Source organism: Jejuibacter sp. L23, assembly GCF_050815825.1.
GTDB classification, from domain to species: domain Bacteria; phylum Pseudomonadota; class Gammaproteobacteria; order Enterobacterales; family Enterobacteriaceae; genus Jejubacter; species Jejubacter calystegiae.
Genome location: NZ_CP138199.1, coordinates 1,623,282 through 1,649,800, shown reverse-complemented (window position 1 = coordinate 1,649,800; position 26,519 = coordinate 1,623,282). Strand labels below are relative to the sequence as shown.

27 protein-coding genes are annotated in these 26,519 nt (G+C 56.5%); 18 read left to right on the top strand and 9 right to left on the bottom strand.

The genetic code is table 11. From position 1 onward, the window contains the following. The first annotated feature begins 15 nt into the window (after positions 1-15). From mrdA to lipA, 7 genes are all read left to right on the top strand, one after another. The gene (gene mrdA / locus SCU88_RS07505) at positions 16-1,920 is read left to right on the top strand and encodes a peptidoglycan DD-transpeptidase MrdA (RefSeq protein WP_138096398.1); all 1,905 of its coding nucleotides are present in this window, start codon (positions 16-18) and stop codon (positions 1,918-1,920) included. Between the two features lies 1 nt (position 1,921). Beyond that, complete coding sequence (gene mrdB, locus SCU88_RS07500; protein ID WP_138096397.1) at positions 1,922-3,034, top strand: peptidoglycan glycosyltransferase MrdB; 1,113 nt, start codon at positions 1,922-1,924, stop codon at positions 3,032-3,034. Positions 3,035-3,045: 11 nt separating this feature from the next. Beyond that, on the top strand, positions 3,046-4,104 hold the full coding sequence (rlpA, locus tag SCU88_RS07495; RefSeq protein ID WP_175339659.1) for an endolytic peptidoglycan transglycosylase RlpA: 1,059 nt from the start codon (positions 3,046-3,048) through the stop codon (positions 4,102-4,104). Positions 4,105-4,243: 139 nt separating this feature from the next. Beyond that, on the top strand, positions 4,244-5,455 hold the full coding sequence (dacA, locus tag SCU88_RS07490) for a D-alanyl-D-alanine carboxypeptidase DacA (protein WP_138096395.1): 1,212 nt from the start codon (positions 4,244-4,246) through the stop codon (positions 5,453-5,455). Between the two features lie 99 nt (positions 5,456-5,554). After that, a complete protein-coding gene (gene ybeD / locus SCU88_RS07485) occupies positions 5,555-5,818 on the top strand; it encodes a DUF493 family protein YbeD (protein WP_138096394.1) in 264 nt (87 codons plus the stop codon). A gap of 93 nt (positions 5,819-5,911) precedes the next feature. Then, positions 5,912-6,559, top strand: a complete 648-nt coding sequence (lipB, locus tag SCU88_RS07480) for a lipoyl(octanoyl) transferase LipB (protein ID WP_421804285.1) — start codon at positions 5,912-5,914, stop codon at positions 6,557-6,559. 199 nt (positions 6,560-6,758) lie between these two features. Continuing rightward, on the top strand, positions 6,759-7,724 hold the full coding sequence (gene lipA / locus SCU88_RS07475; RefSeq protein WP_138096393.1) for a lipoyl synthase: 966 nt from the start codon (positions 6,759-6,761) through the stop codon (positions 7,722-7,724). Between the two features lie 89 nt (positions 7,725-7,813). Here lipA and tatE read toward each other — a convergent pair whose 3' ends face one another. Both tatE and SCU88_RS07465 read right to left on the bottom strand, forming a co-directional pair. Beyond that, on the bottom strand, positions 7,814-8,008 hold the full coding sequence (gene tatE, locus SCU88_RS07470) for a twin-arginine translocase subunit TatE (RefSeq protein ID WP_138096392.1): 195 nt from the start codon (positions 8,006-8,008) through the stop codon (positions 7,814-7,816). Positions 8,009-8,122: 114 nt separating this feature from the next. Beyond that, positions 8,123-8,911 carry a deaminated glutathione amidase gene (locus tag SCU88_RS07465; RefSeq protein ID WP_175339658.1) on the bottom strand — a complete coding sequence of 263 codons (789 nt, stop codon included), beginning with the start codon at positions 8,909-8,911 and terminating at the stop codon, positions 8,123-8,125. A 91-nt stretch (positions 8,912-9,002) separates the two neighbouring features. On the opposite strand from SCU88_RS07465, the gene crcB reads away from it, so the two are divergent. Continuing rightward, on the top strand, positions 9,003-9,389 hold the full coding sequence (gene crcB, locus SCU88_RS07460; protein WP_138096390.1) for a fluoride efflux transporter CrcB: 387 nt from the start codon (positions 9,003-9,005) through the stop codon (positions 9,387-9,389). Between the two features lie 164 nt (positions 9,390-9,553). Here the strand turns inward: crcB and cspE are convergent, their stop codons facing one another. Both cspE and pagP read right to left on the bottom strand, forming a co-directional pair. Then, entirely contained in the window at positions 9,554-9,763 is a 210-nt protein-coding gene (cspE, locus tag SCU88_RS07455; RefSeq protein WP_038627478.1) for a transcription antiterminator/RNA stability regulator CspE, read from the bottom strand. Positions 9,764-9,951: 188 nt separating this feature from the next. Then, positions 9,952-10,488, bottom strand: coding sequence for a lipid IV(A) palmitoyltransferase PagP (gene pagP / locus SCU88_RS07450; protein WP_338324518.1), 537 nt, complete (start codon positions 10,486-10,488; stop codon positions 9,952-9,954). Positions 10,489-11,075: 587 nt separating this feature from the next. On the opposite strand from pagP, the gene dcuC reads away from it, so the two are divergent. The 6 genes from dcuC to uspG all read left to right on the top strand — a co-directional run bounded on the left by dcuC (position 11,076) and on the right by uspG (position 16,512). Then, positions 11,076-12,440: an anaerobic C4-dicarboxylate transporter DcuC gene (dcuC, locus tag SCU88_RS07445; RefSeq protein WP_138096388.1), complete on the top strand. Its 1,365-nt coding sequence runs from the start codon at positions 11,076-11,078 to the stop codon at positions 12,438-12,440. Between the two features lie 88 nt (positions 12,441-12,528). After that, positions 12,529-13,329, top strand: coding sequence for a ribonuclease I (gene rna / locus SCU88_RS07440; protein WP_175339657.1), 801 nt, complete (start codon positions 12,529-12,531; stop codon positions 13,327-13,329). 116 nt (positions 13,330-13,445) lie between these two features. Further along, the gene (locus SCU88_RS07435; protein ID WP_168198798.1) at positions 13,446-13,598 is read left to right on the top strand and encodes a hypothetical protein; all 153 of its coding nucleotides are present in this window, start codon (positions 13,446-13,448) and stop codon (positions 13,596-13,598) included. 370 nt (positions 13,599-13,968) lie between these two features. Continuing rightward, positions 13,969-15,345 (top strand): GntP family permease, encoded by a 1,377-nt coding sequence (locus SCU88_RS07430; protein WP_138096386.1) that lies wholly within the window; start codon positions 13,969-13,971, stop codon positions 15,343-15,345. 153 nt (positions 15,346-15,498) lie between these two features. After that, positions 15,499-15,909, top strand: a complete 411-nt coding sequence (gene rnk / locus SCU88_RS07425) for a nucleoside diphosphate kinase regulator (protein ID WP_138096385.1) — start codon at positions 15,499-15,501, stop codon at positions 15,907-15,909. A 174-nt stretch (positions 15,910-16,083) separates the two neighbouring features. Then, complete coding sequence (uspG, locus tag SCU88_RS07420; protein ID WP_138096384.1) at positions 16,084-16,512, top strand: universal stress protein UspG; 429 nt, start codon at positions 16,084-16,086, stop codon at positions 16,510-16,512. A 100-nt stretch (positions 16,513-16,612) separates the two neighbouring features. Here uspG and ahpF read toward each other — a convergent pair whose 3' ends face one another. Continuing rightward, positions 16,613-18,178 (bottom strand): alkyl hydroperoxide reductase subunit F, encoded by a 1,566-nt coding sequence (ahpF, locus tag SCU88_RS07415; RefSeq protein WP_175339656.1) that lies wholly within the window; start codon positions 18,176-18,178, stop codon positions 16,613-16,615. Between the two features lie 177 nt (positions 18,179-18,355). Beyond that, on the bottom strand, positions 18,356-18,919 hold the full coding sequence (gene ahpC, locus SCU88_RS07410) for an alkyl hydroperoxide reductase subunit C (RefSeq protein ID WP_138096382.1): 564 nt from the start codon (positions 18,917-18,919) through the stop codon (positions 18,356-18,358). Positions 18,920-19,673: 754 nt separating this feature from the next. Here ahpC and SCU88_RS07405 point away from each other — a divergent pair. Further along, positions 19,674-21,092, top strand: coding sequence for a sugar porter family MFS transporter (locus tag SCU88_RS07405; protein ID WP_175339654.1), 1,419 nt, complete (start codon positions 19,674-19,676; stop codon positions 21,090-21,092). A 48-nt stretch (positions 21,093-21,140) separates the two neighbouring features. Here the strand turns inward: SCU88_RS07405 and kdgT are convergent, their stop codons facing one another. Both kdgT and SCU88_RS07395 read right to left on the bottom strand, forming a co-directional pair. After that, on the bottom strand, positions 21,141-22,121 hold the full coding sequence (kdgT, locus tag SCU88_RS07400; RefSeq protein WP_175339653.1) for a 2-keto-3-deoxygluconate transporter: 981 nt from the start codon (positions 22,119-22,121) through the stop codon (positions 21,141-21,143). Positions 22,122-22,245: 124 nt separating this feature from the next. Continuing rightward, the gene (locus SCU88_RS07395) at positions 22,246-23,421 is read right to left on the bottom strand and encodes a methionine aminotransferase (protein ID WP_175339652.1); all 1,176 of its coding nucleotides are present in this window, start codon (positions 23,419-23,421) and stop codon (positions 22,246-22,248) included. 123 nt (positions 23,422-23,544) lie between these two features. Here SCU88_RS07395 and SCU88_RS07390 point away from each other — a divergent pair, with 123 nt between their 5' ends. The 3 genes from SCU88_RS07390 to SCU88_RS07380 are packed head-to-tail and all read left to right on the top strand — an operon-like array spanning position 23,545 to position 25,378. After that, the gene (locus SCU88_RS07390; RefSeq protein ID WP_175339651.1) at positions 23,545-24,156 is read left to right on the top strand and encodes a methylthioribulose 1-phosphate dehydratase; all 612 of its coding nucleotides are present in this window, start codon (positions 23,545-23,547) and stop codon (positions 24,154-24,156) included. Beyond that, the gene (gene mtnC / locus SCU88_RS07385) at positions 24,153-24,839 is read left to right on the top strand and encodes an acireductone synthase (RefSeq protein WP_175339650.1); all 687 of its coding nucleotides are present in this window, start codon (positions 24,153-24,155) and stop codon (positions 24,837-24,839) included. Before SCU88_RS07390 ends, mtnC begins: the two co-directional genes overlap by 4 nt. After that, positions 24,836-25,378, top strand: a complete 543-nt coding sequence (locus SCU88_RS07380; protein WP_175339649.1) for a cupin domain-containing protein — start codon at positions 24,836-24,838, stop codon at positions 25,376-25,378. The genes mtnC and SCU88_RS07380 overlap by 4 nt, the downstream gene beginning before the upstream one ends. Before the next feature lie 45 nt (positions 25,379-25,423). On the opposite strand, the gene mtnA is transcribed toward SCU88_RS07380, so the two are convergent. Continuing rightward, on the bottom strand, positions 25,424-26,440 hold the full coding sequence (gene mtnA, locus SCU88_RS07375) for an S-methyl-5-thioribose-1-phosphate isomerase (protein WP_175339648.1): 1,017 nt from the start codon (positions 26,438-26,440) through the stop codon (positions 25,424-25,426). Positions 26,441-26,519: the final 79 nt, after the last annotated feature.

The window sequence follows — 26,519 nt, the reverse complement described above, 5'->3', positions numbered from 1 at the left end:
CAGATTACGCAGCGGATGAAATTACAGAAGAACTCTTTTCGTGACTACTCGGCCGAGTCCGCGCTTTTCGTGCGCCGGGCGCTTATCGCCTTTTTGGGTATTCTGCTGCTGACCGGCGTCCTTATCGCCAACCTCTATAATCTGCAGATCCGTGGCTTTAACGTCTATCAGACTCGCTCCAACGAGAACCGAATCAAGCTGGTCCCCATTCCCCCCACCCGCGGCGTCATTTATGACCGTAACGGCATTCCGCTGGCGGTAAACCGCACCATCTACCAACTGGAGATGATGCCGGAAAAAGTAGACAATGTGCAGGCGACGCTGGACGCCCTGCGTCCCATCGTCGATCTGACTGATGAAGATATCGCTGCATTTAAGAAAGAACGTCTGCGTTCACACCGTTTCACTTCAATACCGCTGAAGATCAACCTGGACGAAGTTCAGGTGGCGCGTTTTTCGGTCAATCAGTATCGTTTCCCCGGCGTTGAGGTTAAAGGCTATAAGCGACGCTACTATCCTTATGGTTCAGCGCTCACCCACGTTATCGGCTATGTGTCGAAAATTAATGACCGGGACGTGGCCCGCCTTGAAAAAGAGGGCAAGCTTGCTAATTACGCCAACACCCATGATATCGGCAAGCTGGGTATTGAGCGTTCCTACGAAGATGTACTGCACGGTCAGACCGGCTACGAAGAGGTTGAAGTTAACAACCGCGGTCGGGTGATTCGCCAGCTTAAAGAAGTCCCGCCGCTGGCCGGTCACGATATTCAGCTCACTATCGACCTTAAACTCCAGCAGTATATCGAAACGCTTCTGGCAGGAAGCCGCGCGGCGGTAGTGGTTACCGACCCGCGCAGCGGCGGTATTCTGGCGCTGATTTCTACCCCCAGCTACGACGCCAATATGTTCGTCAACGGGATCTCCAGCAAAGAGTATTCCGGGCTGTTACAGGATCAGAACACGCCGCTGGTGAACCGTGCCACCCAGGGGATCTACCCGCCGGCCTCGACGGTAAAACCCTATGTCGCCGTTTCGGCGCTCAGCGCTGGGGTCATTACACGTCATACCAGCCTGTTCGACCCAGGCTGGTGGCAACTGCCTGGCTCGGAAAAACGCTATCGTGACTGGAAAAAATGGGGCCACGGCCATCTGAATGTCACCAAGGCCCTGGAGGAGTCAGCGGATACTTACTTCTACCAGGTCGCCTATGATATGGGGATCGACAGACTCTCCTCCTGGATGAGTCGATTTGGCTACGGCCACTCGACCGGTATCGACATCAAAGAAGAACGTACCGGCAATATGCCGACCCGAGAATGGAAAATGAAGCGCTACAAGAAGCCCTGGTATCAGGGAGACACCATTCCCGTAGGTATCGGCCAGGGCTACTGGACCGCCACGCCGGTACAGATGAACAAAGCGCTAATGATCCTGATTAACGACGGTATCGTGAAAGTGCCCCACTTCCTGATGTCCACAACGATCAACGGTCGTAAGGAACCCTGGCAGCAGCCGCACGAGCCGCCGGTGGGCGATATTCATTCCGGTTTCTGGGAGATAGCCAAAGACGGTATGTACGGCGTGGCTAACCGCCCGAACGGAACCGCGCACAAATATTTCCAGAGCGCGCCTTATAAAATAGCCGCCAAATCAGGTACTGCCCAGGTCTTTGGCCTGAAGGCAAATGAAACCTATAACGCCCACAAAATAGCCGAACGACTGCGCGACCATAAGCTGATGACCGCCTTCGCCCCCTACGATAAACCTCGGGTGGCCGTGGCCATGATTCTGGAAAACGGCGGCGCCGGTCCGGCGGTGGGTACTATCATGCGACAAATCCTCGACCATATCATGTTGGGGGACAACAACACCGACCTGCCCGTGGCAAACCCGGCGGTCACGGCGGCGGAGGATCACTAACATGACCGATAACCCCAATAAGCGGTCGCTGTGGGACAAAATCCATATCGACCCCACCTTTTTGCTGACGGTGCTGGCCCTGCTGTTCTACAGCGCCCTGATTATCTGGAGCGCCAGCGGCCAGGATCCCGGCATGACCGAACGCAAAATCGGTCAGATTCTTATCGGCCTGACCGTAATGATCGTGATGGCCCAGGTGCCGCCGCGCGTCTACGAAGGCTGGGCGCCATGGTTTTATATCATCACTATCATCCTGCTGGTGGCGGTGGACGCCTTTGGTGCTATCTCTAAAGGGGCTCAGCGCTGGCTGGACCTGGGTATCATACGCTTTCAGCCCTCGGAACTGGCCAAGATTGCCGTCCCCTTGATGGTGGCGCGCTTTATCAACCGCGATGTCTGCCCGCCATCGCTGAAAAATACCGGTATCGCCCTGGTGCTGATCTTTATGCCGACCCTGCTGGTGGCGGCTCAGCCTGACCTGGGTACCTCCATTCTGGTGGCCTCTTCTGGTCTGTTCGTGCTGTTCCTGGCCGGGCTAAGCTGGCGACTGATCGGTATTGCTATCCTGCTGCTGGCGGCTTTTATCCCGATACTCTGGTTCTTCCTGATGCACGACTACCAGCGACAGCGCGTGATGATGCTACTCGATCCAGAAAGCGATCCGCTGGGGGCGGGCTATCATATTATTCAGTCCAAGATTGCCATCGGCTCCGGCGGCCTGCGCGGTAAAGGGTGGATGCATGGTACCCAGTCGCAGCTGGAATTCCTGCCCGAACGCCACACCGACTTTATCTTCGCGGTGCTGGCCGAAGAGCTGGGCATGGTCGGCGTGCTGATTCTGCTCACACTCTATCTGCTGTTGATTATGCGCGGGCTGTGGATTGCCGCCCACGCGCAGACCACCTTTGGCCGGGTCATCGCCGGGGGGCTGATGCTGATTTTATTTGTCTACGTCTTTGTGAATATCGGGATGGTGAGTGGTATCTTACCCGTCGTTGGGGTGCCGTTACCGCTGGTCAGTTACGGGGGGTCGGCCCTGATCGTCCTGATGGCTGGATTCGGCATTATTATGTCGATCCATACTCACAGAAAAATGCTATCGAAGAGTGTGTAAGGGGTATGAGGATGCGTAAACAGTGGATTGGAGTCTGCGTTGCGGCAGGATTACTGGCAGCATGTAGCACCGATAACAACAACAGCCAGCAGGCCAATACCGCCCCTCAACCGGCGGTGTGCAACGGACCGAATGTTGAAATTACCGGCGTGGATCCGCGCCCGGAAGCGCTAAGCCCAACGGCGAATCAGGATTATCAACGCGACGGTAAGCAGTACCGTATCGTTCAGGATCCTTCCCAGTTCAGTCAGACCGGCCTTGCGGCCATTGATAATAGCGGCGCCCGTACGACCGCCACCGGCGAAACCTGGGACACGGGACAGCTGACCGCAGCGCATCCGACGCTGCCAGTTCCGGGCTACGCGCGTATCACTAACCTCGCTAACGGGCGGATGATTGTGGTACGTATTAACGATCGCGGCCCGTACAGCAACGAGCGGATTATCACGCTGTCCCAGGCCGCGGCGGACCGCCTGAACACCTCGAACAACACCAAAGTTCGCGTCGATCCTATTATTGTGGCCCAGGACGGGACGCTCTCCGGCCCGGGTACGGCCTGTACCACTATCGCTCGCCAGACCTATGCCCTGCCGGCCCGTCCGGACCTGAGCGGCAATGGCGGCGGCGCGCAGCCAGCCGCTCAGCAGAACGAAGTGAACGGACAGGCCCCGCAGCAGCAAAATATGGCTCAACCTGCAGGTGTCGACCAGCAGCAGCCAGACACCGCGCAACCTGCCGCTCAGGGCGCGCAGCAGCCCGCCACTCCCGACTATCAGACCGCCACCGGGGAACATAACGCGCCGGTAACTGCGCCGGGTTCAATCCAGGGCGCATCTTCAACCAGCGGAAGCTATGTGGTCCAGGTCGGGGCTGTCAGCGACGGCGCACGCGCTAATCAGTGGCAGCAGCAGCTCAGCCAGCAGTATTCGGTACCGGGGCGCGTGGCCCAGAACGGTCCAGTATGGCGCATTCAGTTAGGACCATTCGCCACCCGTGGCGAAGCGGTAGAGATTCAGCAGCGCCTGCTGAGCGCCGGACAGCCCCAGAGTTTTGTGACCAGCGCCCAGTAACGGCATCAGATATCCGATTTTGCGTCAATTTATGTAAACACCGGTAATAAATCCTGCGCAAAGTCGGGTGTCTCTCCCCAGGGCATTTGTTATAGTAAACCACTTTTTCATTCCATCACGGATGTTGCCAGTTCAGACCATGACCAGATCTCTATCGACTCGCTTTACCCGGCGCCTGGCGATTGCCGCCACCGTTGCGCTGACCACCATTTCCGCTGCTCAGGCCGAAGATATCAATATCAAGACCATGATTCCGGGGGCGCCGCAGATCGATGCCGAATCCTGGGTCCTGATTGATTACAATTCCGGTAAAGTTCTGGCCGAGCACAACGCCGACGCCCGCCGGGATCCCGCCAGTCTGACCAAAATGATGACCAGCTATGTTATCGGTCAGGCCATGAAGGCCGGTAAATTTAAAGAGTCCGATCAGGTCACCATTGGCAAAGACGCCTGGGCCACCGGCAATCCGGTATTTAAGGGCTCTTCGCTGATGTTCCTGAAACCGGGGATGGAAGTGCCGGTTTCCCAGCTGATTCGCGGTATCAACCTGCAGTCCGGTAACGACGCCTGCGTCGCGATGGCCGATTATGTGGCCGGTAGCCAGGACGCCTTTGTCAGTCTGATGAATAACTATGCGGGCGCGCTGGGTCTGAAGAATACCCACTTTGAAACCGTGCACGGTCTGGACGCTGAGGGTCAGTACAGCTCGGCCCGCGATATGGCGAAAATAGGCCAGGCGCTGATTCGTGACGTCCCTAATGAGTACTCCATCTACAAAGAGAAAGAGTTCACCTTTAACGGCATTCGCCAGATGAACCGCAATGGCCTGCTGTGGGACAAAAACCTCAACGTCGATGGCATCAAAACAGGCCACACCAGCAAGGCAGGCTACAACCTGGTCGCTTCCGCTACCGAAGGCCAGATGCGCCTGATCTCAGCCGTCATGGGCGGTCGTACCTTTAAGGGCCGCGAGTCCGAAAGCAAGAAGCTGCTGACCTGGGGCTTCCGCTTCTTCGAAACCGTGAACCCGCTGCGCGCCGGTAAAGAGTTCGCCTCTGAACCCGCCTGGTTCGGTAACAGCGATCGCGCCTCCCTCGGGGTGGATAAAGATGTCTATCTCACCATTCCGCGCGGCCGTATGAAAGATCTGAAGGCCAGCTATGTGCTTAACAGCGGTGAGCTGAATGCTCCGCTGCATAAAAACCAGGTGGTAGGTACCATCAACTTCCAGCTGGACGGTAAAACCATTGAGCAACGCCCGCTGGTGGTGCTGAAAGAGATCGACGAAGGCAACTTCTTCAGCCGCATCATCGACTATATTAAGCTGATGTTCCATCGCTGGTTCGGCTAAACGTCGGCCCCTTGATATTGCCGCGAACGGCCCCATATTATCTGTATCAACCACTCCCGCCCCTGGCGGGAGTGATTCTTTTGTTATGCTGGAGCAACCATGAAAACCAAACTGAACGAGCTACTTGAATTCCCCTGTCCTTTCACCTACAAAGTGATGGGTCTGGCGAAACCGGAGCTGGTTGATCAGGTGGTAGAGGTGGTGCAACGCCACGCCCCGGGCGACTATACCCCGCAGGTAAAACCCAGTTCGAAAGGGAATTATCACTCGGTCTCCATCACCATTACCGCAACGCATATCGATCAGGTAGAGACCCTGTACGAAGAGCTGGGCAACATCGAAATCGTTCGCATGGTACTGTAATTCTGCTTCCCGGCTCCTCCGGGCCGGGTCATCCTCCCCCACTTTCCCGCTGTGATATACTCCCTGCACCGTTGATCAGCCGGAGACGCTGTTTTGTCTCAAGATACCGATACCATACTGATACGCCAGCTTGGGCTACAGCCCTGGGAACCCGTTTCTCAGGCGATGCACGAATTCACCGATACCCGCGACGAACAGAATCCGGACGAGATCTGGCTGGTTGAACATCCCCCGGTCTTTACGCAGGGCCAGGCAGGTAAGGCCGAGCATATTCTGGCGCCTGGCGATATCCCAGTGGTACAGAGCGACCGTGGCGGTCAGGTCACCTATCACGGACCGGGTCAACAGGTAGTCTATGTGCTGCTAAACCTGCGGCGCCGCAAGCTGGGCGTCCGCGAGCTGGTCACCGTGCTGGAACAGACGGTGGTGATCACTCTGGCTGAGCTGGGTATTGAGGCCTACGCCCGTCCTGATGCGCCAGGGGTCTATGTGGAACAGCGTAAAATCTGCTCGCTGGGTCTGCGTATCCGCAAGGGCTGTTCATTCCACGGCCTGGCGCTCAATGTCGCTATGGATCTCTCCCCTTTCCAACGCATCAATCCCTGCGGCTATGCGGGTATGGAGATGACGCAGGTTTCACAATGGGTGCCTGATGCCACCCCATTGCAACTGGCGCCGCGGCTGGTAGAGAATATGATGAAGCTACTGGATAACGCGCCGCACCGCTGGTTAGCGAACTAATTCCGGCGCCGTCAGAACGCACAAAATAACAAATTTTTTACATCTTTTTGGCGCTTTCCGGCGGGGCACGACTGCTTTCCAGGTTTCATAAATGATATACTCCGGTAAACAAATTCAAAAATAGTTGATAAATACGTCTACATCTTGAATTTGAAGCTTTTTGTCCCATCACCCACTGCTGGACTGGAATACGCACGCTATGAGTAAACCCATTGTGATGGAGCGCGGAGTCAAATACCGCGACGCCGATAAAATGGCCCTGATTCCGGTGAAAACCGTAGCAACCGAGCGTCAGGAGCTGCTGAGAAAGCCGGAATGGATGAAGATCCGCCTGCCTGCCGACTCCTCCCGTATCCAGGGTATTAAAGCGGCGATGCGCAAAAACGGCCTGCACTCCGTCTGTGAAGAAGCCTCATGCCCTAATCTGGCGGAGTGTTTCAACCACGGTACGGCCACCTTTATGATCCTGGGGGCTATCTGTACCCGCCGCTGCCCATTCTGTGACGTCGCCCATGGCCGTCCGGTCGCGCCCGAAGCCGACGAACCCCGTAAACTGGCTCAGACCATTTCAGATATGGGGCTGCGCTATGTGGTCATCACTTCGGTGGATCGCGACGATCTGCGCGACGGTGGTGCCCAGCACTTCGCCGACTGCATCAGCGCCATCCGCGAAAAGACCCCCAGCATCAAGATCGAAACCCTGGTTCCTGACTTCCGCGGTCGTATGGATCGGGCGCTGGATATTCTGAACGCCACCCCGCCGGACGTCTTCAACCACAACCTGGAGAACGTGCCGCGTCTGTACCGTCAGGTTCGCCCGGGCGCCGACTACTCGTGGTCACTGCGCCTGCTGGAGCGCTTTAAAGAGGCACATCCGGAGCTGCCAACCAAGTCTGGTCTGATGGTCGGGCTGGGGGAAACCAACGAAGAGATTATCCAGGTCATGCGCGACCTGCGCAGTCATGGGGTCACCATGCTGACTCTGGGCCAGTATCTGCAGCCGAGCCGCCACCACTTACCGGTGCAGCGCTACGTCAGCCCGGACGAATTTGAAGAGATGAAAGCGGAAGCGCTGGCCATGGGCTTCACCCATGCGGCCTGTGGCCCCTTCGTGCGCTCTTCTTATCACGCCGACCTGCAGGCCAAAGGCGAAGAGGTGAAATAACAGCTGTAACCTTTAGTTACACCTTTTTTGCCTGATAATAAAAAACCGGCCCGCATGGCCGGTTTTTTTATCGGTATAAGACCCGGAAATTACTCTTTATGAGAGAGTCGCTCTGCCGACGCTTCGTTGTTCGCAGCGGGCTTCTCATCGTCATTCATGGCCTTCTTAAATCCCTTAATGGCCGCTCCGAGATCGCCGCCCAGGGTGCGTAACTTCTTAGTACCAAACAGTAATACGATCAGTACACCGACCACCAGCAGCTTGGTAATGCTAATCTCGCCCATAGTTACCTTCTTAATTCAAAACTAACCGAAAAAAACCTGAGGTTATTAACGGTCATTATTCGCCGCGACACAATAGCAATCTGTAACAGGGTGAATCAAGCCAGACGACGAAAATTATACCAACCGGGGGGCAGCAAAGCGGCGGTTAGCCAGGACCGGCAGGCTGGCACGCACTTCCGCCAGCCGTTCCTGGCTCAGGCTGGCGCACACCATGCCCGGCTGCTCGCCAAGACCTGCCAGCGTCACCCCTAACGGGTCCACGACCCGACTCAGCCCAATATTGCGGGCACCACACTCATCTGCCGCCGCCACGTAACAGGTGGTATCCAACGCTCGTGCAGCCAGCAGAAGTTCCCAGTGACGCTCTTTATGGCCACCGCGCACCCAGGCCGCCGGTAGCGCCAGCACCTGTGCTCCGGCCAGCGCCAGACTCATCGCCAGTTCGGGAAAGCGTAGATCGTAGCAGGTCAGCAGTCCCACCTTCATGCCCGCCACCTCAATGAGCGGCGCCACGCTCTGACCGGCATCCACCTGCAGAGATTCCTGTATCTTAAAGGCATCGTAGAGATGGAGTTTCTGGTAGCTTGCCACAATCTCACCGTTACGCAGCGCCACCAGCGTATTCGCGGCACGCCCATTCCCGGTCGGCACATGCAGGGTCAGTACCGTAGTCAGCGATGAGCCCCGCCCTGCCGCCAGCAGTCCGCTAACAAAGTGCCCTTCCAGCGGCTGCGCCGCCTTTACCGCCAGACTGCTATCGCTGTCGCTACGGGCCAGTACCGCCTCTGGCAACACCAGCAGATCCACCTGCTGTGCATCAGCCTGCGCCATCCAGCCACAGCAGGCCGCCAGATTCGCTTCAACGTCTGGTGTTACCGCAAATTGCCCAACCGCTACCTTCATCGCTCCCCCGGTTTTTGTATTGCAAACTTCCCGTTAGCCCCCTGACGGCGCTACACTCTCACTACTTTAGTCATATTTACGGGAAGTGTGTGTGTTACAGATGTCATTAGCCGTATTTATCGGCGGGGGAATCGGCAGCCTGCTGCGCTGGATGCTGAGCATGCGGTTGAATCCGGTGCATAGCGCCATTCCTGTCGGCACCCTAACAGCCAACCTGGTGGGAGCTTTTATTATTGGTGCAGGGCTGGCCTGGTTCAGCCGTATGACCCAGATCGATCCCATGTGGAAGCTGCTGATTACAACCGGCTTTTGTGGCGGTCTGACCACTTTTTCAACCTTTTCGTCCGAAGTGGTATTTCTGCTACAGGAAGGGCGTCTGGGTTGGGCAGCCCTGAACGTGCTGGTTAATCTACTGGGCTCTTTTCTGATGACGGCCATTGCCTTCTGGCTGTTTTCTGCCGCTTCATCCCATGCCTGAGGGAATACAGCGATGAAAGCGCGGCTAAACGGCCTGGTTGCCGTGGGTGCCAGTATTGCCATTGTATGCTGGTTTCTTTACGGCTATCTGATTAGCTGGTAGCAAAAAGGCATAAAAAAAACCCGCCTTTAGGGCGGGTTTTACAATTCTGTCTGACTGCTAACTTACAGAGCGATTACGTTAGCGGCAGAAGGGCCTTTGGCACCGTCAGTGATTTCGAACTCTACGCGCTGACCTTCAGCCAGAGTTTTGAAACCGTTGCTCTGGATAGCGGAGAAGTGTACAAACACGTCTTTGCTGCCATCTTCCGGAGTAATGAAACCGAATCCTTTGGATTCATTAAACCACTTAACGTTACCTTTAATCTTAGACATCAAAATTACCTTTACATGAAAAAACGACACAAATACCGTGTCGGGTACCAGTACATCAATTGTGGTGGCTTTTGTCCAGTCGAACTTTGATAAAAAGTGATAAAAGTCGCTAACTTTTTAGTACAGCCGCCCTTATTGCTTGTTTTTAAACGAGGTAACCCCCTCACTGGCCATTACCTCGTTTTTACTCAAAACTGAAAGCGGAACCAAGCGAAGTAGACGTTACCGTTGTTATAGGTGCCAGGAATGTAGGTCATCTGGAAAGTCGCAGGACCATAACCGATGGACGCCAGCGGCAATACCAGCGGAATAGGAATGTACTTCCAGTTATCGCGCGCCGTTACGCCCGCCGTATAGCCGAGCCCAAGGTGGAAGTTATCGTCCGCCAGCGGACGCCAGGTGGCTTCCCAGCCGTAACCGGCGATCGGCTCCCATTTATTATAGGAATCCTTAAAGGCCATGACGTAAAGACCGTGCCAGTTGCCTTTTTCATCCCAGCGGGATTGCCCGATCCCTGCCCCCCACGGACGTTCGTTGTACTCATCGGTCTTGTCCTTGTCGTAAGCAAAACGCGCGTGCCAGGTAATGGCAGGAATATAGAGGTCATAGTGCTCAGGCTCATGCCAGGTCTGGGAGACATTATCGGTAAAGGTGTCAAACCACCCTTTGCCGCCGTCCTGTGCCAGTGCCGTTGCGCTAATGAATAATGGGCCCACTGCCGCAATAAAAAAAATAAAATAGTTGCGTAATGATTTCACGTTTTCATCTACCACATTCAGAGATCGGTGACATGATAAGCAAGTCTAGCTGAATGAAAGCTAAATGCCTGTCACCAGGGCTATCCATTATTTTATTTGCCAGGCCGCCATAGCGTCTATGAAAAGACCCGCTATTCAGGACATATCCTAATAATCTCTGGGGAAATGCTCAGAAAAACAGGCGATATTCATTCACTTCATAAACAGAATCGCCTTCCCCGGATGGCTCAGGCGACTATAAGCCTGGCATCATCTGGCTTTTCTTTGTCCATAAACTGACTGATTATTAAGCAATAACTCACAGTTTTTTTACATTCTCTCCGCCAGTTATTGCGCTGGCTCACTCTGTGTGAAAAATGCCAGGAATTTATTTTGTATTTCCCCCAGCTACCGTCAAAATGGCTATCTTTAGACTTGCGCTCGCCGTGCGCGTGCGTCATTCAGCCCCAGAACATTGACTATCAGGCCTGAAGCTTGTCTCAGCGCCTGCTATAGGTATTTGTTTTCACCGCTAATATGTCACGCCGGATTAATACCGGCCCGCTGGGAAAATTATGTTAACGATATTTGAGCTGTTATTTGGAGCCGCGGTTATTATCGGCGTGGCCTGGTACATCATAAAAGGTTATTCCGCCACTGGCGTATTGCTGCTCGGTGGCCTGATACTGCTAATCGCCAGCGCCATTATGGGCCATCCGGTTCTGCCTGCCGGTACCCAAAGCACCGGCTACAGCGCCACGGATATTCTGGAATATGTCAAAGTCCTGCTGATGAGCCGCGGTGGCGATCTCGGTATGATGATCATGATGCTGTGCGGTTTTGCGGCCTATATGACTCATATCGGCGCTAACGATATGGTGGTAAAGCTGGCTTCCCGCCCGTTACAGTACATCAACTCGCCCCATCTGCTGATGGTGGTGGCTTACTTCCTTGCCTGCCTGATGTCACTGGCGGTCTCCTCCGCCACCGGGCTGGGGGTGCTACTGATGGCAACCCTGTTTCCGGTCATGGTCAACGTCGGCATCAGCCGCGGCGCAGCCGCCGCTATCTGCGCCTCACCGGCAGCGATTATTCTGTCCCCCACCTCTGGCGATGTAGTTCTGGCCGCCAGGGTTGCCGATATGCCTCTGGTCGATTTCGCCTTTAAAACCACTCTGCCGATCTCCATCGCCGCCATTGTCTGCATGGGCATCGCACACTATTTCTGGCAGCGCTGGCTGGATAAAAAAGAGCATATCAACACCGAAATGTTGGACGTCAGCGAAATCCAGACCAAAGTTCCTGCTTTTTACGCCATCCTGCCCTTCTCCCCGGTCATTGCGGTACTGATTTTCGACGGGAAATGGGGCCCGCAGCTGCATATTATTACGCTGCTGGTGATGTGTATTCTGCTAACGGCCATCATCGAATTCCTGCGCAGCTTTAATACCCGCAGCGTATTTGAAGGGCTGGAGGTTGCCTGGCGCGGTATGGCGGACGCTTTCGCGACCGTGGTCATGCTGCTGGTCGCCGCCGGGGTCTTTGCCCAGGGGCTAAGCGCCATCGGTTTTATCCAGAGCCTGATCTCTATCGCAACCTCCTTTGGTTCCGCCAGTATCGTCCTGATGCTGGTACTGGTGATTCTGACCATGCTGGCGGCGATGACCACGGGTTCCGGTAATGCCCCTTTTTATGCTTTCGCAGAGCTGATCCCTAAACTGGCCGCTCAGTCGGGCGTGAATCCGGGGTACCTGGTGATTCCGATGCTGCAGGCCTCTAACCTCGGGCGGACCATCTCTCCGGTTTCCGGCGTGGTCGTCGCGGTAGCAGGCATGGCGAAGATCTCGCCGTTCGAAGTGGTTAAACGCACCTCGGTGCCAGTACTGGTCGGCCTGCTGGTAGTGATTATCGCCACTGAAGTATTGATGCCTGCCAGCTGACGCGGGCACACTCACACGCGAAGGGGACCTGCGGGTCCCCTTTTTGTGGTTAAATAACGCGGATATAACGCGAACCATCGGAAATCACATGAAAAACTGGATAGCTTACGCGCTGCTGACTGGCACGCTTGCCAGCGGTTATGCCCATGCCGAACCATTGAAGGCAACGCAGTATGACGACTTTGACCGCTACGTGCTGGCGCTCTCCTGGCAGAGCGGCTTCTGTCAGAGCATGCATGAACGCAATCGCAAACTTCCCGCCGAATGCCGGGAGCAGGACTCCCCGGAAAACGGCGCACAGATGCTGACGGTACATGGGCTATGGCCCGGTCTGCCGCGTTCCATCGCGGCACGCGGCGTGGATGAGCGGCGCTGGATGCGTTACGGTTGCGCCACCCGCCCGATTCCCAATATGCCAGAAGCTCGCGCTTCACGGAAATGCGCCGCCCCAGGGGTTGACCTGAGCGACACCATGGCGCAGAAGCTGGGCGAAGTGATGCCCGGCGCTGGCGGCAGTTCCTGTCTGGAACGCTATGAATTCGCCAAGCACGGCGCCTGCTTTGGATTTAATCCCAATGCTTATTTCGGCACCATGGTGCGCCTGAATCAGGAGGTGCGCGACAGCGCCTTCGGACGTTTCCTGGCCGGTCATTACGGAAAGATCGTCAGCCGCAAGGCATTTAACGAAGCGCTGGCGCGTAGCTGGGGTAAAGAGAGCGTGAAAGCGGTGAAGCTGACCTGTCACGGAAATCCGGCTTATCTGGCCGAAATGCAGATCGGCCTGAAGGCGGAAGCCATCAACCAGCCCCTGAGCTCACAGAGCTTTACTCCGGGAGCGCATCCGGGTAACTGCGCAAAAACCTTCCGTCTGGATGCCGTCGGTTTCTGAGTCGTATCCGGGTCAGGGCCCTATAAAACCTGAAGAATAAAAAGCATTCCATCCGTTTTTGTTCCGTGTTTACCACGCCACACTCTGGCTAAGTAAACCAGCAAGAGGAATGGAATATGAGCAAAACCGACTCATGGCTCCAGGAAATGCAGACGATGTTTCTTCGTCAGCCGCTCCCCCGGCGTTTTCCGGCCTGGCTATGGCTAACGCCCCGACAGCGTAGCGCCATATTATGTGAGCTGTTACAGCCGCTGGCTCGTCGTCAGTAAACCGCAGCCCTTCATTTCCCCCGGCAGCAACGCTGCCGGAAACCACAGATAATGATACGAACCTCATTTTTTAGAAAATCGCGCATTTAACAAACATTTTTTGTGATGTATATCATGAAATTCAATCAATTAGCACGCACGCCATCCCGTTTTTTCCCTTCTGTACCTTTACGTAACGGCTCCCTGGTAACTACGCTGAGTCAATCCCCCGGATGGGGAGTTTGTTTCCAATGTTTGAACCTCATCTCAAAATGTAAATAACGTGGTCAATTCCTATAACAGCCTGGTGAATGTTACCAGTATCATGTTACCGGTATCAGAAAGAGCGGCTCGCCCTCTTCCCTGGATTGATAAGTAGAGGAACCAGACAATGACGGAAATGACATACGCTTATGGTGCCGGAACGCTGTTAGGCATTGCCGCTGGCGCGGTTGCCCTGCTGCTGGTGCTGATTATGCGCTTTAAGGTGCACGCCTTCCTGGCACTGACGCTGGTCAGTATCATCGTTGCGCTGGTCACCAAAGTCCCATTCGATAAGATCGTCCCCACGCTGCTAAGCGGTTTTGGCAGCACCCTGGCAGGCGTTGCATTGCTGGTGGGTCTGGGCGCGATGATAGGACGCATGCTTGAAATCTCCGGCGGCGCGAAAGTGCTGGCGGACACCCTCATCAATAAATTCGGCTCTCACCGTGCGCCGCTGGCGCTGGGCGTCGCCTCGCTAATGTTCGGCTTCCCGATCTTCTTCGACGCCGGTCTGGTCGTGATGCTGCCGATTATCTTCAGCGTCGCCAAACAGTTTGGCGGCTCCACCCTGAAATATGCACTTCCTGCTGCGGGGGCCTTTGCGGTAATGCACGCCCTGGTGCCGCCGCATCCGGGCCCGGTTGCCGCTTCCGAACTGCTGGGCGCTAACATCGGTCTGCTGGTGCTGGTTGGCCTGGTGATTGCCATCCCCACCTGGTATCTCGGCGCCTACCTGTATGGCCTGTACGCCGGTAAAAAATTCGACATCAAGCTTCCCACTTCCTTCCTGGGCGAAGTAGAAGCAGATCCTAACCATCGTCCGCCCTCTTTCGGCACCGTGATGGCGATCCTGCTGCTGCCGCTGGTTCTGATTTTCCTCGATACCGGTCTGAGTACCGCCATCGTTCTGGGCTGGGTCGATGCCGACAGCACCCTGGTCAACTTCCTGCGTATGCTGGGCAAAACCCCGGTAGCGCTGCTAATCACCACCTTCTTCGCCCTGCTGGTTTTCAGCCGCGATCACAGCCGCCAGCATCTTGAAAAAGTGTGTGACGGCGCCCTTGGTCCCATCTGCGGCATCATTCTGGTCACCGGCGCTGGCGGTATGTTTGGCGGCGTACTGCGCGCCAGCGGCATTGGCGACGCACTGGCTGGCGTGCTTTCCGATACCGGCATGCCGGTGATTCTGGCGGCCTTTGTTATCTCTACCGCGCTGCGCGTGGCGCAGGGCTCTGCGACGGTCGCACTGACCACCACCGCAGCCCTGGTGGCGCCAATGGTGCAAAGCGCTACCGGCCTGAGCGAGTTCGACCTGTGCTTTATCGTTATCGCTATCGCGGGCGGTGCTACCGTACTTTCCCACGTGAACGACTCCGGCTTCTGGCTGGTTGGCCGCTTCCTGGAAATGGACGAGAAGACCACTCTTAAAACCTGGACCGTTATGGAAACCCTGCTGGGCAGCATTGCCTTCCTGCTGGCAGCGCTGGGCAGCATGATTCTGTAGCCCTACCGCACCGAGTGTGAAGCAGTTCACTGTACTCGCACAACGGGCACCGCTATTATCATCAGGTCAACCCTCATCACTCCGATGGTGAGGGTTTTCTTTTGGGGTCTCTCATATCCGGCAAAGGGCCGGATGATTAACATGGAGTCTGTGATGTCCCGACCTGCAATTATCATTAACGAACTCGACGCGGAACGTATTGATCGGCTGCTGGAACAGCCCGCGTTCGCCGAACTCCCGGTCGCCGAAGCGCTCAATGCCGAACTCGATCGCGCGCAAATGTGTAAGCCGGAGGAGATACCGGCCGATGTCGTTACCATGAATAGCCGGGTGAAATTCCGCAATCTGAACAGCGGTGAAGAGCACCTGCGTACCCTGGTCTATCCGGCTAACCTGACCGATACCGCCAGCCAGCTTTCGGTACTGGCGCCGGTGGGTGCCGCACTGCTGGGGCTGCGGGTTGGAGACCATATTCGCTGGGCGCTGCCGGGCGGCATCGAAACCCATCTGGAAGTGCTGGAGCTGCAATACCAGCCCGAGTCCGCCGGGGAGTATCATCGCTGAACCGCGTTCTGGAGGATGCCTGGCATCCTCTTTCTGTTTAACGACCTGTGAAAACCTTCACAGTTTCCACTCTCCCACTCCAGCCTGCGTCACACTTCTTATTACTGCCCCACTAAAAACCTAAAAACCCGTGTTTTATTAAGGAAAATCTTATCATTAAATGGAGGTTGCTTTATGTACCAGACGATCCTGATGCCAGTTGATGTCTTTGAAATGGATTTATCAGATAAGGCCATTCGCCACGCCGAATTTCTGGCGCAACAGGATGGCAGGATTCACCTGCTACACGTGATGCCGGATGCTTCCGCTATGATGTTCCGCGGTTTTGCCTCCGAGATGCGCCGCTTTGAGGATCACCTGCGTCAGGAGGCGGAAGATAAGCTTAAAACCCTGGCCAGCCACTTCCATATTGCGCCGGAGCGCGTCATTACCGAAACCCGTTTCGGTAACGTGCGCGACGAGGTCAACGCCGCCGCCAAAGAGCTTCAGGCCGATGTCATCGTCGTTGGCTCCCGTAATCCCTCTATCACTACTCATCTGCTGGGCTCCAACGCGGCCAGCATTATCCGCTATGCCCGTATTCCGGTGCTGGTGGTGCGTTAGCCTTTTGATGCAGGTAAAAAAAAGAGGCTACCCGCAGGTAGCCTCTGGTGTTTTTGCTGTGTGTGTCTTTGAACCTCTCCCAATGGGAGGGCCTTTTTTATTATGCCGTTTTGGTGCGGATCAGGTAGTCAAAGGCGCTGAGTGACGCTTTCGCCCCTTCGCCGGTGGCGATAATGATCTGCTTGTACGGCACGGTGGTGCAGTCCCCTGCAGCGAAGATCCCCTTCACGCTGGTTTCACCGCGGGCATCAACGATGATTTCGCCCATACGGTTGCGCTCTACGGCGCCTTCCAGCCAGTTGGTATTCGGCAGCAGGCCAATCTGAACGAAGATCCCGGCCAGTTCAAGGCTATGAGTGGCACCGGAGACGCGATCCTGATATTCAAGACCCGTCACGCGAGTGCCGTCGCCCTTCACCTCGGTGGTCTGGGCATTCAGAATAATATCGACATTGCTCAGGCTGCGAACTTTATCCTGCAGGACCTGGTCCGCTTTCATTTCCGGTGCGAACTCCAGCAGGGTAACGTGATCCACCACGCCCGCCAGATCGATAGCCGCTTCCACGCCGGAGTTACCGCCGCCGATCACCGCCACGCGTTTGCCTTTAAACAGCGGGCCGTCGCAGTGCGGGCAATAGGTGACGCCGCGGGTACGGTACTCATCTTCGCCCGGCACATTCATATTGCGCCATTTCGCCCCGGTGGCGATGATGATGCTGCGCGCCTTCAGCGTCGCGCCTGAGGCGGTTTCAATCTGGTGTAGTCCGCCTTCGTTGGCGGCAGGCACCAGGCGGGAAGCGCTCTGGGTATCGATAACATCCACGTCGTAGTCGTCAACGTGCGCCTTCAGGGCGCCCGCCAGCTTCTGACCTTCGGTCTTCGGCACCGAGATGTAGTTTTCGATGTCCACGGTATCCAGAACCTGACCGCCGAAACGCTCGCCCATCAGGCCGGTGCGAATCCCTTTACGGGCTGCATAGATCGCCGCAGCGGCACCCGCAGGGCCGGAGCCGACAATCAGCACATCGTAGGCCTCACGCTGGTTCAGGGCCTCCGCCGCGCGTTTTTCCGCGCCGGTATCCACCTTGCTGACGATCTCCGAAAGCGTCATACGCCCCTGACCGAACTCTTTACCGTTCAGGAACACCGCCGGTACGCCCATCACGTTGCGCTCGCTGATCTCATTCTGATAAGCGCCGCCGTCAATGGCCGTATGTTTGATGCGCGGGTTGAGCACCGCCATCAGGTTCAGCGCCTGGACCACGTCCGGGCAGTTGTGGCAGGAGAGCGAATAATAAGTCTCAAATTCAAAATCACCGTCGAGGTCGGCTATCTGCTCCAGCAGCTCTTTCGCCTCTTTAGACGGATGCCCACCGGTCCACAGCAGCGCCAGAACCAGTGAGGTAAATTCATGGCCGAGCGGCGAACCCGCAAAACGCGGTCCCTGCTCCGAGCCGGGGTTGGTAATCAGAAAAGAGGGTTTACGAACCGGCAGATCGTTGCGCTCCGTAAAAGAGACTTTATCTGACAGCTCAGCGATTTCTGCCAGAAGTTCCCTGATTTCCGATGACCGTGCGCTGTCATCCAGCGTGGCAATCAACTCAACAGGCTTTGTCAGTTTCTCAAGATAGGCCTTGAGCTGTGTTTTCATCGTAGTGTCGAGCATGGTATCTCCCTGGTGCTGGCAAGAAAAACGGGTGCAAATGCACCCGCGAGAATAGGTACGCGCGTTTCACACCGTAGTGAATAATCCAGTAGCGATATTCAGGGCGCCTGCGGCATGAAAGAGACGCGGGTCGCTTATACCGCGGGACGCACCCGCGGCCTAAGAGACAAAGGGGGTTTAGATTTTACCCACCAGGTCCAGAGACGGAGCCAGAGTCGCTTCGCCTTCTTTCCACTTAGCCGGGCACACTTCACCCGGGTGGGAAGCAACGTACTGAGCCGCTTTCACTTTACGCAGCAGGTCAGTAGCGTCACGGCCGATGCCTTCAGCAGTCACTTCAACAGCCTGGATGATGCCGTTCGGGTCAACCAGGAAGGTACCACGGTTGGCCAGACCTTCGTCTTCACGCAGGATTTCGAAGTTACGGGACAGCGCCATGGTCTGGTCGCCCAGCATTGCGTACTTGATCTTACCGATGGTGTCGGAAGTCTCGTGCCACGCTTTGTGGGTGAAGTGGGTGTCGGTAGATACGGAGTAGATATCCACGCCCAGCTTCTGGAATTCATCGTAGTGATCCGCCAGGTCACCCAGCTCGGTCGGGCAAACAAAGGTAAAGTCAGCCGGGTAGAAGAAGAAGACGCTCCAGCGACCTTCAACGTCTTTCTCGGTAACTTCTACGAATTCACCGTTTTTGAAAGCCTGTGCTTTAAAAGGTTTGATTTTGGTATTAATTAAGGACATCTATTACTTCCTCCGTGGTTTCGATGGGGTATAAGGTATCGAATCTCTGCCGCTTCATCCAATCCGTTTGTGTTATTGAATTGATAAGCGATATCTATCAGCTAGTCAGTAATTCATTGGTGACGACAGGGAATGCTCGCGCAGCCTTACCATCCAGCGTAAAGCAAAAGGGCCACCCGCGGTGGCCCTGGCACCCGTCCTGTCTGAATCTTCGACAACAGGTGTATTACTGACCCGGCGCGAAACAGAGTACAGCCTCCGGATTTAACCACCGCTCAGAGCTACGGGTCAACGTGAAAACCGTAAGGTATTGTCTATAGATCTGATAGGGGAATGCTATAGCCTGACAAAAAACAAGGACTTTCATATTTTATATCGCAAAAATTGCACAATATAGGCCAGTTAGCCTGCATAAATAGCCATTTTCCTGCTTTTAATGCTCGCCAGATTCTGAATAACGACTTTTCCCGACAGCCCCCCTTCCCCCCCAAAACATGCAGCACCTGCCTGTTATTCGATCATCCATATCAAATAAACCACCCCATTGAAAAGGTTTTATGAATACCGGGCCGCCATACCCCACAATACCTGACATCATTTTTTGCACACATGAATACAGAAGTGAAACCTGGGTCACAAAATCATATTGGACAGCAGAATCATCCATCTCTACGCCGTTTTCCCCCTCCCGACTAACGCAGACAATCTCTTAACGTAATGGATAACAGATTTTCCTAATCCCCGGAGATGAAGTATGTCGTATGTGAGTGATACCCCCAGGCTCGAGACCCCACAGGAGCGGCGCGCCAGGCGAATGAACCTGTTCGTTGCCATTTCTGCCGCCGTCGCCGGTCTGTTGTTCGGCCTGGACATCGGCGTTATCGCTGGCGCCCTGCCCTTCATTACCGACCACTTTACCCTCAACAGCCATCAGCAGGAGTGGGTGGTCAGCAGCATGATGCTCGGCGCCGCCATCGGCGCACTGTTTAACGGCTGGCTCTCCGCCCGTCTGGGCCGCAAGCTTAGCCTGCTGGCTGGGGCCATTCTGTTTATTGTCGGCTCACTGGGGTCGGCTTTCGCCCATAATCTTGAAGTGCTGCTAATCGCCCGTGTGGTTCTCGGTATCGCTGTAGGTATTGCTTCTTATACCGCTCCGCTCTATCTGTCTGAAATGGCGTCGGAAAACGTACGCGGTAAAATGATCAGCATGTACCAGCTGATGGTCACCTTAGGGATCCTGCTCGCCTTCCTGTCCGACACCGCCCTGAGCTACAGCGGCAACTGGCGCGCCATGCTCGGCGTGCTGGCTCTGCCAGCGGTGGTTCTGCTGGCTATGGTGGTTTTCCTGCCCAACAGCCCACGCTGGCTGGCCGCAAACGGCAAGTCAGACCAGGCGGAACGGGTGCTCAGAATGCTACGCGATACCTCGGAAAAAGCCCGCGAAGAGCTGGAAGAGATTCGCGACAGCCTGAAGGTGAAACAGGGAGGCTGGGCGCTGTTCCGCTCGAACCGTAACGTGCGTCGCGCAGTGTTTCTGGGCATGTTGCTGCAGGCAATGCAGCAGTTCACCGGGATGAACATCATCATGTATTACGCGCCGAAGATTTTCGAAATGGCGGGTTTCAGTAGCCACCAGGAACAGATGATCGCCACCGTCGTGGTGGGACTGACCTTTATGCTGGCCACCTTTATCGCCGTCTTCACCGTCGATAAATCCGGCCGTAAACCGGCCCTGAAGATAGGCTTTACCGTGATGGCGATCGGCACTCTGATTCTGGGCTACTGCCTGATGCAGGTGGACAACGGTAACCTCTCTACCGGCATCTCCTGGCTCTCTGTCGGCATGACCATGATGTGCATTGCCGGTTACGCCATGAGCGCCGCGCCGGTGGTCTGGATCCTCTGTTCAGAAATCCAGCCTCTGAAGTGTCGCGACTTTGGCGTCACCTGCTCCACCACCACCAACTGGATCTCCAACATGATTATCGGCGCCACCTTCCTGACGCTGCTGGACAGCATTGGCGCCGCCGGTACCTTCTGGCTCTATACCGCCCTGAACCTGGTGTTCGTCGCCATCACCTTCTGGCTGATTCCGGAGACCAAAAACGTCACCCTGGAGCACATCGAGAAGAACCTGATGTCCGGCAAGAAGCTGCGCGATATCGGGAGCTAACGCTTCCCTGCATCGATAGAAAAAGACGGCGCAATGCCGTCTTTTTGATTAGTGAACCTTCACCCCACCTTTTACCACGGCCCCGCTCCCCATATGGCGCGCATAGAGTGCGGTAATCACCGGTACCAGTACCGACGTGACAATCACGCTGGTGGCCACCAGCGCTGTGGCGGACTGGGCCACCGGGGCGAACGCCGGGTTCATCTGAGCGATTATCACCGGATTCGCCACTGCCGCCCCCGCCGACGACGAAGCGGCAATGCCCGCGGTGCCGTTTCCGCCACCGATGAAGCGATCCGCCAGTATCAGCGGAATTCCGGTAATCACAATCACCGCGGCCCCCAGAAACACACCGAGAAGACCGGTATCCAGAATCACGCCCAGATTGATGGTATTCCCCAGCGCAAAGCCGAAAAACGGAATCAGCGTCGTGGTGGCTTTACCAAAGAATTCACGCAGATCGATATCCAGATTGCCCAGCACAAAGCCCACCAGGAACGGCAGTACCGCGCCGATAAAGTGCTGAGGCTCAAAGGTGGCCAACCCGGCAGAGCCCAGGATCACCATGGTCATCAGCGGGCCGGACTCCAGCGACATCAGCACGAAAGCGCCAGCCTCCTCTTTGGTGCCATACTGGTTCATCAGGCTGGCGTACAGGCCGCCGTTGGTCATATCCATCGCTGAAACAATCGCCAGCACCGATAGCCCGGCAAAGACACCGCTGGTGATACCGTGCTCCGGTATCACCATGGCGGCGAGCATCGCCACGCCCCAGGCCGTCGCAATCTTGGTGACCACCAGGGTTCCGGATTTGCGCAGCACCCTACCGGTGGCCCGCAGTTCAATGGAAGCGCCAATACAGAAAAACCAGACCGCCAGTATCGGTACCGTACCGCCGATCATCCCTTTGGTGAAGGAGCCGAAATACTCCCCGGTTCCCGGCGCCATGGTGTTAAGCAGCGCGCCAAGCAGTAACGGCACCAGCATCATGCCGCCAGGGATCCTTTCGATCGCAGATTTAATTTTCATTGTCGCTCCCGCTTATTGGTCGGTGACTCAATAACCATTAGCACAACAAAACTGCGATCGATAAAAGATGAAATGACATTTCATTCGAATTTGTGAACCGCTGACAATTTGGTCAACGGCGTCACTATCGGGCAGGCCAGAGCTTCACCAGACGCTCCGCAGCGGCACTCAGTGTTTCCGGCGCTTTGGCAAAGCACAGGCGAATCAGGGTGTGAGGGAAGGGATCGGCACAGAATACCGAGAGCGGAATGGCGGCAACGCCCACTTCCGTCGTCAGCCAGCGGCAGAAGCTCACGTCATCGCTGTCTGAAATCGCGCTGTAGTCCGCCAGCAGGAAGTAAGTCCCTTCGCAGGGTAGTAATTCCAGGCGCCCGGGCGCGAGCGCCTGGACAAAGGCATCGCGCCGCTGGCGATAGAAATCAGGCAGTTCGCGATAGTGCTCCGGCTCAGCGCGCAGCATATCGACCAGGGCAAACTGTGCCGGGGTATTCACCGAAAAGGTCAGATACTGATGTACCTTGCGCACCTCCGCGCTCAGTGCTTCCGGCGCCACGCAGTAACCCACCTTCCAGCCGGTCATATGGAAGGTTTTACCAAACGATGAAACGGCGATAGATCGCTGACGCAGCGAGGCATGTCCCAGCACGCTGGTATGGCCCTGGGGATCGAAGCAGATATGCTCATAGACTTCGTCGCTCAGCACGTAGATCTCATAAGGCGCGATAGCCTGCCACAGCGCCGCGAAATCCTCCTCGCGCCAGACCGTGGCCGTCGGGTTGTGTGGGGTATTGATAATCACCAGTCGGGTACGTTCCGATACCCGTTCGCGAAACGCCTGCCAGTCTACCCGGAAATGCGGCGGAGCCAGCGGCAGACGTTTCAGAACGCCTCCGGCTAACTGGACTGCTGGCGCGTAGCTGTCGTAACTGGGATCAAAGCAGATAACTTCATCTCCGGGGCGCACCAGCGCGGTAATTGAAGCAAATAGCGCTTCGGTAGCGCCCGCGGTCACCGTGACTTCGGCGTCGGGATCCGGCTGCCAGCCATAAAGCTCCCGGGTCTTATCGGCAATCGCTTCGCGCAGCGCCGGAACGCCAGCCATAGGAGCATACTGATTGGCGCCGCGCGCCACGTGGTGCGCCAGGCGTTCCTGTAATAAACGCGGTCCGTCAAAATCCGGAAATCCCTGGGAAAGATTAATGGCCTGATGCTGAACCGCCAGCGCGCTCATCTGAGTAAAAATTGTGGTGCCCAGCGCCGGCAGGCGGCTCTGGGGTTTAAGAGGGGTAATACTGTTCATTATACTGCCCTTTCGCTCAATTCGACGGGCCTGTTTGTAACAGGTATGTTGCTGCCACTATAGCACGGTGTTAATATTTGGCAATCAAGACGCTTAGACGTCCAGACAGAGACGGAGTCCACGATGCCTTATCAGCCACTCAACGCCCTGGTCGATGCCTGCCGCTGGATAGGCGCCCGGGGTTGGGCCCCCGCCACCGGCGGTAATATGTCACTGCGCGAAGACAGCGAACACTGCTGGATTAGCCAGTCCGGTAAGGACAAAGGCAGCCTGACCGCCGACGACTTCCTGCGGGTGGAAATCGCCACCAATCGCGCCCCCTGCGGCGGCCGCCCCTCGGCGGAAACCGGCCTGCACACCCTGCTCTATCGCCTGTGGCCCGAAGCGGGCGCGGTACTCCACGTGCATACCGTTAATGCCACCGTGCTGTCGCGGGTGATCCGTGAACCGGTTATGGAACTCACCGGCTATGAAATGCAAAAATCGCTGCGCGGCCAGCAGAGTCACCAGCAGCGCGTGGCGATTCCTGTGTTCGACAATGACCAGGATATCGACGCCCTGGCCGGGCGGATAGGCCGCTACGGCGAACAGCATCCCCTGCACTATGGGTTTCTGCTGCGCGGTCACGGCCTCACCTGCTGGGGCCGCAACGTCGACGAAGCCCGCCGCCACCTGGAAGGGCTGGAGTTTCTGTTCCACTGTGAAATGCAGCGCCGACTGCTGGAGAGAGTATGATTCGCGCCATTGTGACCGATATTGAAGGCACCACCAGCGACATTCGTTTCGTCCACGATGTCCTGTTTCCCATGGCCCGCCAGCGTATGGCGGAATTCGTCAGCCAGCAGCAGTCCCGGGAGCCGGTGAGTTCGCTGCTCGACGACCTGCGGCAGGAAATCAATCAGCCCGAAGCCAGCGCCGACCAGCTTGTCGCCACTCTGGAAGACTTTATGGCGCAGGATCGCAAATCCACGGTCTTAAAGGCGCTACAGGGCATGATCTGGCGCGATGGCTACCTGAATGGCGATTTTAAAGGCCACGTTTATGAAGATGTCCCCCCGGCGCTTATGCGCTGGCAGGCACAGGGGATCGCCCTGGGGGTTTACTCTTCAGGGTCGGTAGAGGCCCAGAAGCTACTGTTCGGTTACAGCAGCGCCGGAGATCTCAGCCCGTTCTTCAGCGTCTGGTTCGATACCCACGTGGGCGCCAAACGGGAAGCCGACGCCTACCGCACCATCGCCGGACAGCTTGTTCTGGCTCCGGATGAAATTCTGTTTCTGTCCGATATCCACCAGGAGCTGGATGCCGCACAGGAGGCTGGCTGGCATACCATCCAGCTTATTCGCGGCGAACAGGATCCTTTAAGCCGTCACCCACAGGTCCAGCGATTCGACCAGATTTCCCCGGAGAACATGTCATGAGCGCACTGACTATCTATGCCAGCCACAACGCCACCACGCCCGAATGGCACAGTACAGCAGGCCAGGCCATCGCCGGACAGTTGGCGCAGCAGGGCGTGCGCTTCGAACGCTGGCATGCCGACCACGACCTGGGCGATGCCCCGACGCCGGAAAGCACCCTTGCGGCTTACCAGCACGCCATTGACCGGCTGGTGGATGAAAAAGGCTACCAGAGCTGGGACGTCATCAGCATGCGCGCAGACCATCCTCAAAAAGCGGAAATGCGCGAAAAGTTCCTTCAGGAGCACACCCACGGCGAAGACGAAGTGCGTTTTTTTGTGGAAGGGCGCGGCCTGTTCTGCCTGCATCTGGACCAACGCATTTACCAGGTACTGTGCGAAAAAGGCGATCTGATCTCGGTTCCGGCCGGAACCCCGCACTGGTTTGATATGGGATCCGAGCCGCACTTCACCGCCATTCGTATCTTCGATAATCCCGAAGGCTGGATAGCGAAATTTACCGGCAACGACATCGCCGAGCGCTTTCCGCGCCTGGGATAATCCATTAACGCGACGTTCGGCCCTGAACGTCGCGTGCTCTCCGCTTCAGCGCAACGCGCCGTTAGCCACGTCCAGAGGCGTGATGACGCCGCTGTCCAGCACCCAACCGCTAATCAGCTCCGCCGGTGTGACATCAAAGGCCGGGTTGTAGACGGCAGCCTGCTCCGGCGCCCAATGAACCGAACCAAAACTGCCCGCCACGCCGGTGACTTCTGCCGCTGCACGCTGTTCCACCGGAATGGCGGCGCCGTCCTGGCAGTCAGGGTCGAGCGTGGTGCGCGGCGCTGCGACATAGAAAGGAATTTTGTGCCAGCGCGCCAGCACCGCCAGTCCGTAGGTGCCAATCTTATTGGCGACATCACCGTTAGCGGCAATACGATCGGCGCCGACCCAGACCGCATCCACCTCCCCTTTCGCCATCAGGCTCGCCGCCATGGAGTCGCAAATCAGCCGGTAAGGAACCCCCAACTCTCCCAGTTCCCAGGCGGTCAGACGCCCGCCCTGCAGCAGCGGCCGGGTTTCATCCACCCACACCTGCTGAACCTTGCCCTGGCGCCAGGCGTGGGTGATAACCCCAAGAGCGGTCCCCACACCGGCAGTGGCTAACCCGCCGGTATTGCAGTGGGTCAGCAACCGACTGCCCGGCGTCACCAGTTCGCTGCCCGCGCTGGCGATGCGATCGCACAGTTGGCGATCTTCTTCCACCAGCGCCAGAGCTTCACGCGCCAGCGCATCGCGATAGTTATCTGCCGCCAGCGCAAGGCGCATGCGATCCAGATTATTCATCAGATTCACCGCCGTGGGTCTTGATGCCCGCAGGGTTTCCAGCCCTTTCTCCAGCTCTTCCCGCTGCGTCTCACGCTGTGCCAGTAGCGCCAGCAGCAGGCTGGCAGAAAGGCCAATCAGCGGTGCGCCGCGTACTTTCAGGGCCTGAATACAGGCCACCAGCTCATCGACGCTGTCCACCGCCAGCCAGTCGCTGCGGGCAGGTAACGCCTGCTGATCGAGAATCCATAACCGGTTATCCACCACCCGCAGGCTGGTCGTCTGTAATGTCTGCATAAAGTTAAATCCGTGTTGCGTTGATGTGTCACATTGTGGCAGGATGCAATCCAGAAGTATAGACGTCTGAACGGCTTTG